This is a genomic window from Nocardia yamanashiensis NBRC 100130, from assembly GCF_001613325.1.
GTDB classification, from domain to species: Bacteria; Actinomycetota; Actinomycetes; order Mycobacteriales; family Mycobacteriaceae; genus Nocardia; species Nocardia yamanashiensis.
The window spans coordinates 1-13354 of record NZ_BDCD01000021.1 but is presented as its reverse complement, the minus strand read 5'-3'; the positions used below and the strand labels follow the sequence as shown (position 1 = coordinate 13354).

10 protein-coding genes are annotated in these 13354 nt (G+C 67.9%); 4 read left to right on the top strand and 6 right to left on the bottom strand.

All coding sequences use genetic code 11. From position 1 onward, the window contains the following. Positions 1–102 precede the first annotated feature (102 nt). From rsmG to NY1_RS24365, 4 genes are all read left to right on the top strand, one after another. On the top strand, positions 103–810 hold the full coding sequence (gene rsmG / locus NY1_RS24380; RefSeq protein WP_067717827.1) for a 16S rRNA (guanine(527)-N(7))-methyltransferase RsmG: 708 nt from the start codon (positions 103–105) through the stop codon (positions 808–810). 497 nt (positions 811–1307) lie between these two features. Continuing rightward, on the top strand, positions 1308–2330 hold the full coding sequence (locus tag NY1_RS24375) for a ParA family protein (protein WP_084535288.1): 1023 nt from the start codon (positions 1308–1310) through the stop codon (positions 2328–2330). Positions 2331–2394: 64 nt separating this feature from the next. Next, positions 2395–3399, top strand: a complete 1005-nt coding sequence (locus NY1_RS24370) for a ParB/RepB/Spo0J family partition protein (RefSeq protein WP_067717821.1) — start codon at positions 2395–2397, stop codon at positions 3397–3399. Positions 3400–3623: 224 nt separating this feature from the next. Beyond that, a complete protein-coding gene (locus NY1_RS24365; protein WP_067717819.1) occupies positions 3624–4358 on the top strand; it encodes a hypothetical protein in 735 nt (244 codons plus the stop codon). Positions 4359–4465: 107 nt separating this feature from the next. Here the strand turns inward: NY1_RS24365 and NY1_RS24360 are convergent, their stop codons facing one another. The 6 genes from NY1_RS24360 to murJ all read right to left on the bottom strand — a co-directional run bounded on the left by NY1_RS24360 (position 4466) and on the right by murJ (position 12860). Beyond that, positions 4466–5662 (bottom strand): N-acetylmuramoyl-L-alanine amidase, encoded by a 1197-nt coding sequence (locus NY1_RS24360; protein WP_067717816.1) that lies wholly within the window; start codon positions 5660–5662, stop codon positions 4466–4468. A 222-nt stretch (positions 5663–5884) separates the two neighbouring features. Beyond that, entirely contained in the window at positions 5885–6223 is a 339-nt protein-coding gene (gene trxA / locus NY1_RS24355; RefSeq protein WP_067717813.1) for a thioredoxin, read from the bottom strand. A 10-nt stretch (positions 6224–6233) separates the two neighbouring features. After that, complete coding sequence (trxB, locus tag NY1_RS24350; RefSeq protein WP_067717810.1) at positions 6234–7217, bottom strand: thioredoxin-disulfide reductase; 984 nt, start codon at positions 7215–7217, stop codon at positions 6234–6236. A 98-nt stretch (positions 7218–7315) separates the two neighbouring features. Further along, positions 7316–8203 (bottom strand): RsmA family anti-sigma factor, encoded by an 888-nt coding sequence (locus NY1_RS24345; protein ID WP_067717808.1) that lies wholly within the window; start codon positions 8201–8203, stop codon positions 7316–7318. 102 nt (positions 8204–8305) lie between these two features. Then, positions 8306–8890, bottom strand: a complete 585-nt coding sequence (gene sigM / locus NY1_RS24340) for an RNA polymerase sigma factor SigM (protein WP_084535287.1) — start codon at positions 8888–8890, stop codon at positions 8306–8308. Positions 8891–9125: 235 nt separating this feature from the next. Next, positions 9126–12860 (bottom strand): murein biosynthesis integral membrane protein MurJ, encoded by a 3735-nt coding sequence (gene murJ / locus NY1_RS24335; RefSeq protein ID WP_439956037.1) that lies wholly within the window; start codon positions 12858–12860, stop codon positions 9126–9128. Between the last annotated feature and the right edge of the window lie 494 nt (positions 12861–13354).

The following is a 13354-nucleotide window of genomic DNA, read 5'->3' as shown; positions in this document are numbered from 1 at the left end:
CGGGCGGCGCGGGACACGCGCCCAGTTTTGAAGGCAGGGCCCCCGGGTCGAATCGACCGGGGGCCCTACGCTTATCCGAAGACGGTTCGAGAGCAGGGAAGGATGTTTCACGTGGAACCAGCCACCGAGGTGACCCCTCCGGAACTCGTCGAGCCGCCCGCCGTCGCCGCGGTCGTTTTCGGGGACCGGTTGGAGATGGCCCGGAAGTACTACGCCGCGCTCGCCAGCGCCGGCGTGGAGCGCGGGTTGATCGGTCCGCGTGAAGTCCCCCGGCTCTGGGATCGGCACATTCTCAACTGCGCGGTGATCGGCGATCTGATGGCCGAGGGTGTGCGCGTGGTCGACATCGGCAGCGGCGCGGGCCTCCCGGGTATCCCCCTCGCGATCGCCCGTCCCGACCTCCGAATCACTCTGGTGGAGCCGCTGCTTCGCCGCACCGTCTTCCTCGCCGAGTTCGTCCAGTCGGTCGGACTCGACAACATCACCGTCGTCCGCGGCCGCGCCGAGCAGCCCGGCGTGAAGAAGGAAGCGGGCGGCGCGGATGTCGTCACCTCCCGCGCGGTCGCTCCCCTGGCGAAGCTCGCCGGTTGGTCCATGCCCCTCGTCCGCGACCACGGACGGATGCTGGCGCTCAAGGGAATCAGTGCCGCCGAAGAGTTGGAGCGCGATCGCGACGAACTCACCAAGGCGGGCGCCGGCCATGCCGAGGTTCTCGAATGCGGTGTGGGAGTGCTGGAGACGCCCACCTATGTGATCAGTGCCGAGAAGCTCCCCCGCGGCGAGCGCAAGGGCAAGTCCAAGCGCCGCTGAGTGTCCGACCCGATGGCTGCCGACTATCCGTCACTGTGACGGCATGTAGCGCCCCGCCTCTCGGAGGCGGGGCGCTCTTGTGTCTTCGGGTGCCGGGAGGTCTCGTGGTTCCTGGGGGTTCGGGGGCGAAGCCGCTGAGGGCCCCGGGAGTGGGTGCGGAGCTATGTTTCCCGTGAAACATGACCAAGATCGCCCGAATCCCTTCGGTATTCGTTTCAGGGTGGTTGAATTCGCGTGTCGCACCGAGTTCCTCGCGGTTCAACTTCCGTATTGTGTCCCGTACTGGCAAGCTAGTGACCGTCGAGCGTGAGCGCAGACTTGCGATGCCCGGCACCGGCTCGAAATCGGCTGGCACTCAGCTGGGAACGGCTTCGGAATGGGTATCGATCTAGCACCTCGCACCTTCTCGGTAACCACGCAGCGTCGCGCGCTGCTGCCAGAGTGCGCGGATTTCCGCTCGACCACGTGTCTTTGAGTTCTCGCGGTTAGGAGCCTGTATGTCCAACGGTCCGGCGAATGTTTCACGGGAAACAACGTCCCGGGTGCCCGGCATGCTCGATGGCGGCAACTTCGATGTGGAGGAATTCAGCCGGACGCCGTTCGGGAACATCTCCCCCACCGAGACCCCGATCGCGGCCGAGGCGCAGCGCGCCAGCCAGGTCCTGCACCCGGGCACCGCGACCATCCCGCGCCCGAAGGAACAGCGCATCTTCACCATCGCCAATCAGAAGGGCGGCGTGGGCAAGACCACCACGACCGTGAACCTGGCGGCGGCACTGGCGATCCAGGGCATGCGGGTGCTCGTCATCGATCTGGACCCGCAGGGCAATGCCAGCACCGCGCTGGGCATCCCCCACCACTCCGGCATCCCGTCCAGCTACGAACTGCTCATCGGCGAATGCTCGGTCTCCGACGCCATCCAGCAGAGCCCGCACAATGAGCGGTTGCTGTGCATCCCGGCCACCATCGATCTGGCCGGCGCCGAGATCGAACTCGTCTCCATGGTCGCCCGCGAGGGCCGGTTGAAGACCGCCATCCAGGAAGCCAACCTGGCCGGGTACGACATCGACTACGTGATGATCGACTGCCCGCCGTCCCTCGGCCTGCTCACCGTCAATGCGATGGTGGCGGCCAAGGAAGTTCTCATCCCCATCCAGTGCGAGTACTACGCGCTCGAAGGCGTGGGTCAGCTGCTCCGCAATATCGGTCTGGTGCAGGCGCACCTGAACCCCGAATTGCATGTCTCCACCGTCGTTCTCACCATGTACGACGGCCGCACCAAGCTCGCCGATCAGGTGGCCGAGGAAGTCCGCGGCCACTTCGGCGAAGCGGTACTGCGCTCGGTCATCCCCCGCAGCGTCAAGGTTTCCGAGGCGCCGGGCTACGGCATGACGGTCCTCGATTACGATCCGGGTTCACGTGGCGCCATGAGCTATTTGGATGCGGGACGTGAGATCGCGGCTCGTGCGGCGAGTCGTACCGCGTCCGGGGAGTCCCCGGACGCACAATCCGGTGTGTAGTGCTGAAGTGTCGCAGTGAGAATTCTCGGGTGCGGTGGACAAGGAAAGGCGGGTCGGTAAGCCGATGAGTCAGGCGAAGAAGGGTGGACTGGGGCGCGGCCTCGCGGCGCTGATCCCGACCGGACCCGCGACCACACCCGGCGGGCTCGGCAGTGCCGCCGCCAATGTCGTCATCGGCATCGACCCGATCGGTCCGACGCCGCCGTCCGCTTTCCTGCATCGCGTCCCGGATCCGGTCGAGGAGACCGATGCGGGCGCGGTGTACAAGGAGATCCCGCCGGCGCAGATCGAGCCGAATCCGAAGCAGCCGCGCGACTACTTCGACGATGAGGCGCTCGCCGAACTGGTGCACTCCATCAAGGAATTCGGCTTGATGCAGCCGATCGTGGTGCGCCAGATCTCCGCGCTGCCGGAGCCGCGCTATCAGCTCATCATGGGCGAGCGGCGCTGGCGGGCCAGCAAGGAGGCGGGGCTGGAGGCCATCCCCGCCATCGTGCGCGAGACCGCCGACGACGCCATGCTGCGAGATGCCCTGTTGGAGAACATCCATCGGGTGCAGTTGAATCCGCTCGAAGAGGCGGCGGCGTATCAGCAGCTGCTCGAAGAGTTCGACGTGACGCACGAGGAATTGGCCACCCGAATCGGCCGCTCCCGACCGGTCATCACGAATATGATTCGGCTGCTGAAACTTCCGATTCCGGTGCAGCGCCGGGTCGCGGCCGGCGTGCTCTCCGCCGGGCACGCCCGGGCCGTGCTCGCCCTGGAAGCCGGACCCGAAGCGCAGGAAGCTCTCGCGGCGCGCATCATCGCCGAAGGGTTGTCGGTTCGCTCCACCGAGGAAGCCGTGAAGCTGGCCAACTCGAATCCCGATACCGCCGCTCCCCCGGCGCCCAAGCGCAAGCCGATCCAGATGCCCGGTCTCCAGGATGTGGCGGAGCGGTTGTCGGAGTCGTTCGACACCCGCGTCACGGTGAGCCTCGGCAAGCGCAAGGGCAAGATCACAGTCGAGTTCGGATCGATCGACGATCTGGAACGAATTGTGAGCCTGATGGAGCAATCCAAGCTCTGACCTGGAACCCCGGGACGAAACGTCACTGTGACAGTGGCTGATTTCCGGGGACTCTCAGGGGCATCGCCATCGCATCCCGCGGACGGGATTTCGGTGGCGTGCCCCCTACCCCAAACTGGAATGAGGCACGATCCCTTGATCGCTTATTCTTGCTGGCGAGCCGATGTAGAAACCGATGCGGCTTGAGTGTGGATGAATCGGAAAGCTGGAGGCTGAGCAGAGCGGTGTCGACCAGCGTGACCGCACTTTCCCTCGGCGGACTCGACAAGCTTCCCGGCCACGCACGGCGGTGCGTGTTCTGGGAGATCGATCCGGCGGTGGCGGCGGACTGTCAGGATTTCAGCGACCCGGTCTTCGAGAAGGAGGCCTGGTTGTCGACCGTCATGCTGGAGTGGGGCTCCTGCGGGCAGGTCGCCATGGTGGACGGTCAGTCCGCCGGCTGCGCCCTGTACTCGCCGCCGAGCGCCGTGCCGCGCGCGGGACTGTTCCCCACTTCCCCGGTGAGCCCGGATGCGGTCCTGCTGACCACGCTGCGGTCCGAATTCCAGTACCACGACACCGATGTAGCCATTCAGCTCATTCAGGCCGTGGTGAACGATCTGGTGCGGCGTGGCGTGCGGGCCATCGAGGCCTTCGGATTGCGCTGGGATCCGCCGACCGCGCAGATGCCCGATCGCGAACTAGGTTCCATGACCCTGATGCAGCGCATCGCCCCCACTCCCCTGCGCACCACCGCGAGCCTGTCGCCCAATGGCCCGTGCTCGCCGGAGAACTGCATGATCGACGCGGACTTCCTGGAGGAGGTCGGCTTCAAAGTGGTTGCCGCGCATCACCGCTTCCCGCGGCTGCGGCTGGAGCTCGATCACGACCATCTGTGGAAGGAAGACGTGGAGCGCGCGCTGGATCAGCTGCTCGCCGCGGCGGCCATGACCGCACCGGGCCGCGTCGCCACCTTCTGACCTACCGGCAAACGAAAACCCCGCCTGCCCGATTCGGGAGGCGGGGTTTTTCTGTGACTCGTGAAATTCGTTGTTTCCCGTGAAACCAAGCGCTGTCGGCAGCCGCCTCAGAGGCGATCGGCGGCGGCCAGTTCCTCGGCCAGCAGTTCGGCGAAAGTGTAGGTGCCGGTGGGCTGATCGTCCTGGCCGAGCAGGTACAGCCGCTTGACCGAGATCAGGATGGCTTCGGCGATGACATCGCGCATGCGCGGGTTGGTGAGCACCGAGGCGTCGTAATCGTTTGTCAGGTAACCGATATCGACCTGCACGGTCGGCATCTTGGTGAGCCGCAGCAGATCCCAGGTGCGGGCGTGCGTGCGGCAGTCCTGCAGGGAGGTGCGGGCCACGATCTCGCGCTGGATGAACCCGGCCAGCACCTGGCCGATCATCGAGGTGGAGCCGTGCGAATTGCCGAAGTGGAAACTGGCCACGCCGCTGGCGGATTGGCTGTTGTTGCCCGCGCAGCGCAGCGAGATCATCAGATCGGCGTCGAAGGTATTGGAGGTCTCGGCGCGCTCGGCATCGGAGGGGTTGGCGCCCCACGGCCGGGAGAGGAAGGTCTCCATTCCCGTTGCGGCCATGCGGCCTTCGAGGCGGCTGGCCAGATCCCAGAGGATCTCCGATTCGTAGACGTCACCGAATTCGGTGGGCACGGGCGCGCCCTTGTCCGGTCCGCCCAGGCCCGGATCGATGACGATGCGCTTGCCGGTGAGCTGCGGGCCGGCCCGGTGCACGACCTCTTCCTCGGCGATGCGATGCGGGTTGCCGCCGGTGACGCGCGCGCCCAGCAGATCCAGCGAGCGCAGCGTGTCGGGACCGCAGATGCCGTCCGCGGACAGCCCGATCTCGCGCTGGAAGGAGGTGAGCCCCTCGTGGGTGTGCGGCCCGAAGTACCCGTCCACCCGGCCCACGTAGAAGCCCAGATCCTGCAGGCGGCGCTGCAGGGTGGCGACGTCGTCGCCGTAGAGCGGGGCCGAGAGCTGATAGATGAGCGTCCGCGCGCCGAGCCGGTAGGAGGCTTCCTTGAGCGCCCGGTAGGTGGCCGGTCCGACCACGCCGTCGACCAGCAGGCCGCGATGCTGCTGGAAAGCGCGCACCGCGGAGTCGAGATCGTGGTCGAAGGAGGCGTCGGCGTCCTTCCAGTACTCCCCGTTAAGACCCGACGGGTCGGTATGGGGGTGCGTATGCAGGAACCCGAGGCTTGCGAGGGTGCTCCGAACCTCTGCTACGGCTGGACCTGTATCGCCGTGACGAAGTCGGTGCATGCGTGAGAGCCCTTTCCTTCCGCCAACCCGGGTACCCACTCATGCGCAGGTTCAATCACCTTCGCACGACCGGAGCGTCGGTCGATTGTCTCAGACCCGGACCGAATTTCGGCAACTGTCGAGTGCAGGAATCCTAGCGTGGCGCTGCGGTAGAAGGCCGGAGGAGGAACCTGTCGGCTCCCGCTCCGGCCTCCGTCAGCGCGCAAATCCTACCCAGTGTGGTCAGAGAACACCCTCGAGTTCGCGCAAGAGGGCCGCTTTGCCCTTTGCGCCGACGATCCGCTTGACTTCCCTGCCCCCTTGGAACAGGACCATAGTAGGCAACGACAAGATGCCGTACGTCTTCGAGGACTCCGGATTGGCGTCGGCGTCCACCTTGGCGATGGTGATCTTGTCCGAATTGCCGGCCGCGATCTCCTCCAGCACGGGGGCGACCATCTTGCACGGACCGCACCAGGCCGCCCAGAAATCGACCAGTACCGGCTTCTCGCTGAGCAGCACGTCGTCGGCGAACGTCTTGTCGGTCACCGTCACGGTCGCGGTGGTCTTGGCGTCGGACATGTCGTACTCCTTAGTTGTTCACTTCGACCGGCGCACCGGCGTGATCGAGGGTATTGCTGGTGATGTCGCCCTGCTCGGCGAGCCAGCGTTCGGCGTCGATGGCCGAGCGGCAGCCGGTGCCCGCGGCGGTGATGGCCTGGCGATAGGTGTGGTCGACCAGGTCGCCGGCGGCGAAGACGCCGGGCACCGAGGTGTAGGTGCTCTGGCCCTGGACCTTCACGTAGCCCTCGTCGTCCAGCTCGACCTGCCCCCGCACCAGTTCGCTGCGCGGATCGTGGCCGATGGCGACGAACAGGCCGGTGGCCGCGAGCTCCGAGGTCTCGCCGGTGCGGGTGTCGCGCAGCGTCAGGCTGGTGACGCTCGTATCGCCGTGCACCTCAACGACTTCCGCGTTCAGGATGAAACGGATCTTCTCGTTGTTCTTGGCGCGCTCCAGCATGATGCGGGAGGCGCGGAACTCCTCGCGGCGGTGGATGACGGTGACGCTGGCCGCGAACTTGGTGAGGAAGGTCGCCTCCTCCATGGCCGAGTCGCCGCCGCCGACCACCACGATGTCCTGGCCCTTGAAGAAGAAGCCGTCGCAGGTGGCGCAGGCGCTGACGCCGCGGCCGAGCAGCTTCTGCTCACCGGGGACGTTCAGGTAGCGGGCGGCCGAGCCCATGGCGAGGATCACGGCGTAGGCCTCGTGGGTTTCGCCGCCCACGGTGACCTTCTTGATGGTGCCCGAGAGGTCGAGGGCGTCCACGTCCTCGGTGCGGATGTCCGCGCCGAATCGCTTGGCCTGCTCGCGCATCTCCTCCATGAGATCGGGACCCATGATGCCCTCGCGGAAACCGGGGAAGTTCTCGACCTCGGTGGTGGTCATGAGCGCGCCGCCGAACTGGGTGCCCTCGAAGAGCAGCGGTTCCAGCTCCGCACGCGCCGCGTAGACGGCTGCCGTGTAGCCGGCGGGACCGGAACCGACGATGATCAGGTCGCGTACAGGCGTACTCAAGAGGCCCTCCGAGGCAGTTGTGAAACGAGCGTGTGGGTCAACAACAGCGTAAACGCTGACATTCCCCGCTCTTCGTGGTGTGGGTTCGGCGGGCCCGCTCAGCCGATGTCGGTGTTGGCCAGGAGCTGGGGGTTGGCCGGGGTGCAGGTGTTGCCGAGGACGGCGGCGGTTATCTGCGGGGGTTTGGGGCCGGCCAGCAGGACCAGGACGGCCTGGGTGCCGGCGTAGGTGACGCTGCGGGTGCCTAGGACGGCGCGGCCGAGGCCGGCGGCTTCGAGGCAGTCGTCGAGGGCGGTGCCGCTGGCGAGGGGGCCGGTTATCTCGTGGCGGCCCATGGCGGTCAGTACCTCTGTGCTGGAGAAGTCGGGAGCCAGGGCGGGTGCGGCGGCGCTTTGTTCGGTGGCGGGGGCGCTGGTGCGGTTCTGCATGGCGTCCACGGCGACCACTCCCCCGGCGATGACGGCGGCGGCCGCGGCGGCGGCGGTGACCCAGCGCAGGTTGCGGGAGAGGTTCTCGTGGCGGACCGGTTCGGTGTCGTCCGGTTCCTCGCCGTGGTCGAGGTCGGGGTGGTCCAGGTCGCGGGGGTCTAGGCGACCGGTGTCGAAGATGGCGGCGGTGACGGCGGGCATGGGGGCCGTGGACGGCGGGACCGGCTGCGGGGTCCGGTCGGGGTGGAGCTGATGCACGGTGGCGACTCGTTCGGCGGTGTCGGTGAAATCGGCGGTGGCGAGATCGTCGATCATTCGTTCCAGGCGCGCGGAAACGGCATCGGGCATGGGGTGGACGATGCGGCCGGCGCGGCCGAGTTCGTGCAGCCGGTCGTTCACGCGGTCGAGCGAACGCAGGTAACGCACGGCGGCCGGGTCGCGGCGGACCTGTGGCCACAGCTGTTCGGATTCCGCGGCCGGGATGAGTCCGGCGTGCAGTTCACCGAGCAGTTCGGTGGAGAACCGCGGCGCGGCTGTCCCTCCGGTCTTCTCGTCCATTGCCCCTCCAGGGCCAGATGTGGGAATTCGCAGACCTTCTCGAGTATTCGACGTACCGGTGTGAATACCGGTTCCCGCTATCTTGCTGGATTTCGCGCGAAATCAGGAGTTCTCGGAGCCGAGATGTTCGACGAGTCGCCGCCGCCCCCGCGCGCACCTGCTCTTCACCGTTCCCTCCGGAATGCCGAGCAGCGCAGCGGTATCCGCGACGGAGTAGTTCTCCAGCTCGACCAGGACCAGCACGGTGCGCTGTTCGGCGGGCAGCCGGAAGAGCGCGTCGTCGAGTAGCAGGGTGGCGTCGAGGGCGGCGAAATCGTCTCGGGGATAAGCGGGTTCGTACGGCGAATCGTCGAGCAGCGGTTCGGTGCGGCGGAGTTTGTTGCGCCGGATCCGGTCCACGCACGCATTGAGCACGATGCGATGCAGCCAGCTGCTGACCTCGGAGTCGCCGCGGAAGTTCCGCGCGCCGCGGTGCGCCGACAGCATGGCTTCCTGGAGGCAGTCGTCGGCGTCTTCGGGCGAATAGGAGGCGCGCAGCGCGGTCTGCCAGAGATGGTCGCGATGCCGCCGCAATAGCTCCGCGAACGCGTGCCGTTCGCCGTGGGCGTGCGCGGCGAGCAGATCGCGATCGGAGGTCTCGGTGACGGGCGGCCGGGACCGGACGGCGTTTTCCTGCGCTGACGACAAATGCGACCCCTAGTGCCGGTGAGCTCTTGCCAGGGAATACGCAAGATCGTATCGAAGATAACGATTCGGTAGCAATGGATCGGCCGGAAAAAGCGCAGCTAGCGCGGCATTTTCGGGCGAATCCGACACCGCGACCGGTCCGTTTTGCGGGCTTCGGACCGAACGATGAAACCGCGGCATTGCGGTGATCGGCGAGCGGCTCCGCGGGATGCTCACGCGGGCGCGTCAGCGGGTACTACGGTGCGGCTTCGAAACGCAGTTCGGAGATATTGGACTGGTACTGTCCCCCGTTTTGGCCGAGCGCGGTGATCCAGACGAGCACGTAGCGGGCCGGCTGATCGGCCTGCACCGCGATCTCGGTGACCCCGTTGCCGAGCGTCGCCGCCCCGATCAGCTGGGTCTGATCGAGGGTCGGCGAGGCGGTCGGCGCGGTGCGGATCTCGACCTGGGTGCCGGGCGTGGTCGAGTCGATGATCACCTTGGTGAGCTTGCTCGGGCTGCCCAGCGTGGCCACCACCCCGACGCCCTTCTTGAGCGCCGGGAACTGCTGGAAGTACTGGTCGGTGCGCCACAGCGTGGTCGGATTGTTGTCCAGCACCGCCCCGATCTGGCCGATATTGTCCGGCGTCCCCTCGGGCGAGAACACCATGGCCCCGGTCACCGGCACCGGCACGCCGCCGGTGGCCGCGGCGGCCGGAGCCTCGGACGAGCCGGGCACCGCGGGTGCGGCGCTGGCCGTGGTGAGCCCGATATTGCGCTGTTCGTTGAGCGGCTGATCGGAGGCGCCGGGCGCGAACACGCTCAGCAGCCACCAGATGATCACGCCGACCACCAGCGCCGCGAGCACGCCGAGGCCGACCAGGATCCACATCATCCGCTGCGACCGTTCCTTCTCGGCCGCAAGCAGTTCCGGATCGGCCAGGGATTCGTCCGGCGCGCTCGGCGGGCGCTGGCCCAGCCGCAACACCGGAATGAAATCGGTCTTCTGGTCGACCACGGACGCCTGTTCCAGCACGTGCTGAACGGTCGCCGCGGTGCGCACGCCCTTGTTGGATTCCAGCGACCGCACCGCGACCGCCGAGATCTCGAAGGGCACCTCGGGCCGAATGGTCCTGGGCTCCACCGGAGTTCCGTCCGGGCCGAAATCGGCCAGCGGCAGCCCGCCGACGGTGGCGGCCGAACCGGTCACGCCGCCACTGCGAATGGGCCAGTGCGCGGTGATGAGCGCGTACAGCATGGCGCCCAGGCCGCGCACGTCCGATTGCGCGTCGGAGTCCGACAGCGTGCCCGGGAACGCCAGCACGGCGTCACCGGTGGCGCTGATCCGCACCCGGTCCGGATGGTCGATGGACAGCGATCCGCCGCCGCGGTGCGCCATTTCGGCCGCCGCCGCGAGCGCGCGAATGGCCCGCGCGGCTCCTATCGGCGACGGCACGGTATCGGCCATCTCCTTGAGCGAGCGGCCCGGCGTCCATTCCGCGACCACGATGCCGCCGGAGGATCCGCGCACCACGTCCAGCACGCGCGCCAGGCCGGGCGAGTTGATCCGCCCGAGCCGCAGCGTGCGGGACAGGATGGCCTGCGGCCCATCGTGTCCGGAGTTGTCGGCGTCCTTCTGGTCGGCGTCGACGAAGGTGAGCGCGACCTCGCGGTCGAGTTTGACGTCGAGGGCCTGCCAGAAGCGCAGTCCGCGCGCCCCGCCGTGCCCGGCCAGCAGCCGGTAGCGGCCGCCGGCGACGGACGCGCCGGGAATCAGCTTGGGCCCGCGCTGGACTCGCTTGGTCGGCGACTCCACCCGCATGGGCGGCATCTGGGGCGATATCGCCTCGTAGACGCCGGTTTCGGGGCCGGATTCGGGTTCGTCCTCCGGTAGGTTCTCCGGTTCGGAATCCACGAATTCGGCCTTGGCGCCCGGCTTTCCGCTCTGCTGCGCCGCGGTCGGGGGCACATCGGTGGACAGCCCGCCGCCCGCGTTCGCAGTAGAGTCGGCGGCCGGGACACCGCCCGCCGCGTCGTCGCTCACCCTCGCTCCTCCTTCGCCCTGGTATGCCGAGGTTCGCCGGGCCGGAACATCCTGTGACATGCGGACGGCATCGTCCTGCGCCTTTCTGACGTCGCTACCCGAGCTCGCGCGGGAATCGTCCGGCTCGGTCCGAGTTGTGGGCTCGTCCGGGCCGGTTCCGGCAGTTGCGCTTCTCTGCCGAACAGGGTACGGGAGTTCGCCCGTACCGGTGATGTCAACCGCATCGGGTCGGATGACGGGCAGCACCATGGTCTGCGCGTCGAGGTACGGATCGAAGCGGTAGTAGTACGGTGCGGCGCGCAGATCGGGCCGCGCCAGCACGGTGGTCTCGTGCATGTCCTCGACGACGCTGCCCTCGAGCCCGAGATCGGGTGCGGGCGGGGTGATGCCGAGGCGGCGGGAGACGGCGACGGTGATGGCCACGATCTCCGGGATGCCGGCCAGCCGCATGAGGCCGAAGGCGACGCCGAACATGACGATCGCGGTGAGGCCGACCCGGACCATGGAGCCGACGCCGCCGAAGGAATCCGAAAGCCGGTGCAGGCCCAGGATCTTGTCCACGATCAGCATGACCGCGCCGCCGGCCAGCGAGGCGCCGACCACCCGGCTGACGGTGCGGCCGACATTGGTCATGCGCAGATCGCCGAGGCTGCGATGCAGCAGCCAGCCGCCGATCACCGCGCCCGCCACGAAGCCGAGTCCGTTGGCCGCGCCCAGGGCGACGACCACCTGATCATCGGCGAAGAAGACCGGCGTCAGCAGCGACAGCACGATCTTGACGCCGGTGATGCCGAGGATGATCCAGGTCGGCGTCCACGCCTGCTCACGCGCGTAGAAGACCCGCAGGTGAATCAGCACCAGCGCGTAGGGGATCAGCGTGAACGCCGATCCGGACACCGCTTCGCCGAGCCGGTGCGCGTCGTTCTGGCCGAAGCGGCCGTAGGACAGCAGCGCGGCGCCGATCTGCGGTCCCGCCAAGGTCAGGAAGGTGACGATGGGTACCAGCGCGATCATGGTGAGGCGGGTCGCGGTGCCGAGATCGTCCACCACGGCCGGTGTGTCGTCGGCGGCGGCATTGCGGGACAGCCGCGGCATGATGGCCGTCAGCAGCGTCACGCCGATCACGCCGTACGGGAATTGCAGCAGCAGCCAGGCGAATTGATAGATGGCCGGGCCGGCGGTGTCGACGCTGGAGGACACGTGCGTGCTGACCATCCAGCCGACCTGGCTGATCCCCACGTACAGCAGGATGGCCGCGCCCATGCCCGCGAACTGCTTGAGCCGGTCGTCCACACCCCACAGCGGGCGCAGGTCGATGCCTTCGCGGCGGATGGCGGGCAGCAGGCAGGCCACCTGGACCACCACGCCCAGCGTGACGCCCACGCCGAGGAGCAGCAGTTTCGGCTCGCCCATCCGGACGGGATCGAGGGTGATCTCGCCGGGGGTGATCCAGTAGAGGAACAGCACCACCAGCACCACGACGTTGTTCCAAACCGGCGCCCAGGCACCGGGTTTGAACACCTGATGGGTGTTGAGGATGGCCATGATCAGCGCCGACATGCCGTACAGCAGGATCGCGGGCAGCAGCAGATACGACAGTGCCGTGGTGAGGCCGGAACTCACCTTGCCGCTGTCGGAGACGAGCAGCGAGGTCAGGATCGGCGCGATGGCGAGGGCGATGAGCGTGCCGATGCCGAGCACCGTGAACGCCACGGTGCACAGCCGCCGGACGAAGGCCGCCCCGCCGTCGGGGTCCTCTTTCTCCGCACGCACCAGGGTCGGCACCACGATGGCCGTGAGCACCGCGCCGAGCAGTAGTTCGGAGATCATGGCGGGCAGGGTGCTGGCGACGGTGAAGGCCGAGGCGATGGCCGGGCCGAGCACGGTCAGCAGCATGAGCTGTTTGCCGAAGCCGGTGATGCGGCTGATCAGGGTCGCGATGGCCATGGAGCCGGAGTCGCGCACCAGCCGCGCGTTGGAGTTCTCGGCCTTGGCGCTTTCGGGCAGCTGTCCGGTCGTGGTCGCGCCCGGCACCTTGCGCGGCAGCGATTGCGCTTGCCGCTGCACCGGATTCGAGGCGGGGCCGGCGGCGTAGCGTTGCGGGCCGGAAGCCGGACCGCCGGCCCGGCGTCCTTGCTGTCCCGAGGTGGGCCCACCCCGATAGCGGGGTTGCGCGCCGGAGGCGGGCCCGTCGGGATACCGCGGCTGTGCGCCGGAGGCCGGTCCGCTCGGGTAGCGCGGCGCACCGGGTTCGTCGGCGTAGCCGCGCGGATTCGATCGCGGCCCGCCGTACTGCGGATTCGATTGCGGCGGCGTCGAATACCGCCCCGCGTCGTAGCCCTGATCCTGATCGGACGGCGCGCCGTGTCCCCAGTGGTAGCGCTCCTCGGGCGCGATCCGGCCGTCCGGTCCGGGTCGCGCGGGCGCGGCTCGCGGCGGCT

What these genes read in the sequence shown, in the direction of transcription:
- NY1_RS24370 (WP_067717821.1), top strand. Translation starts at nt 2,395, where the DNA reads ATGAGTCAGGCGAAGAAGGGTGGACTGGGGCGCGGCCTCGCGGCGCTG.
- murJ (WP_439956037.1), bottom strand. Translation starts at nt 12,860, where the DNA reads ATGGCCATCGCGACCCTGATCAGCCGCATCACCGGCTTCGGCAAACAG.
- rsmG (WP_067717827.1), top strand. Translation starts at nt 103, where the DNA reads ATGTTTCACGTGGAACCAGCCACCGAGGTGACCCCTCCGGAACTCGTC.
- NY1_RS24345 (WP_067717808.1), bottom strand. Translation starts at nt 8,203, where the DNA reads ATGGACGAGAAGACCGGAGGGACAGCCGCGCCGCGGTTCTCCACCGAA.
- NY1_RS24375 (WP_084535288.1), top strand. Translation starts at nt 1,308, where the DNA reads ATGTCCAACGGTCCGGCGAATGTTTCACGGGAAACAACGTCCCGGGTG.
- trxA (WP_067717813.1), bottom strand. Translation starts at nt 6,223, where the DNA reads ATGTCCGACGCCAAGACCACCGCGACCGTGACGGTGACCGACAAGACG.
- NY1_RS24360 (WP_067717816.1), bottom strand. Translation starts at nt 5,662, where the DNA reads ATGCACCGACTTCGTCACGGCGATACAGGTCCAGCCGTAGCAGAGGTT.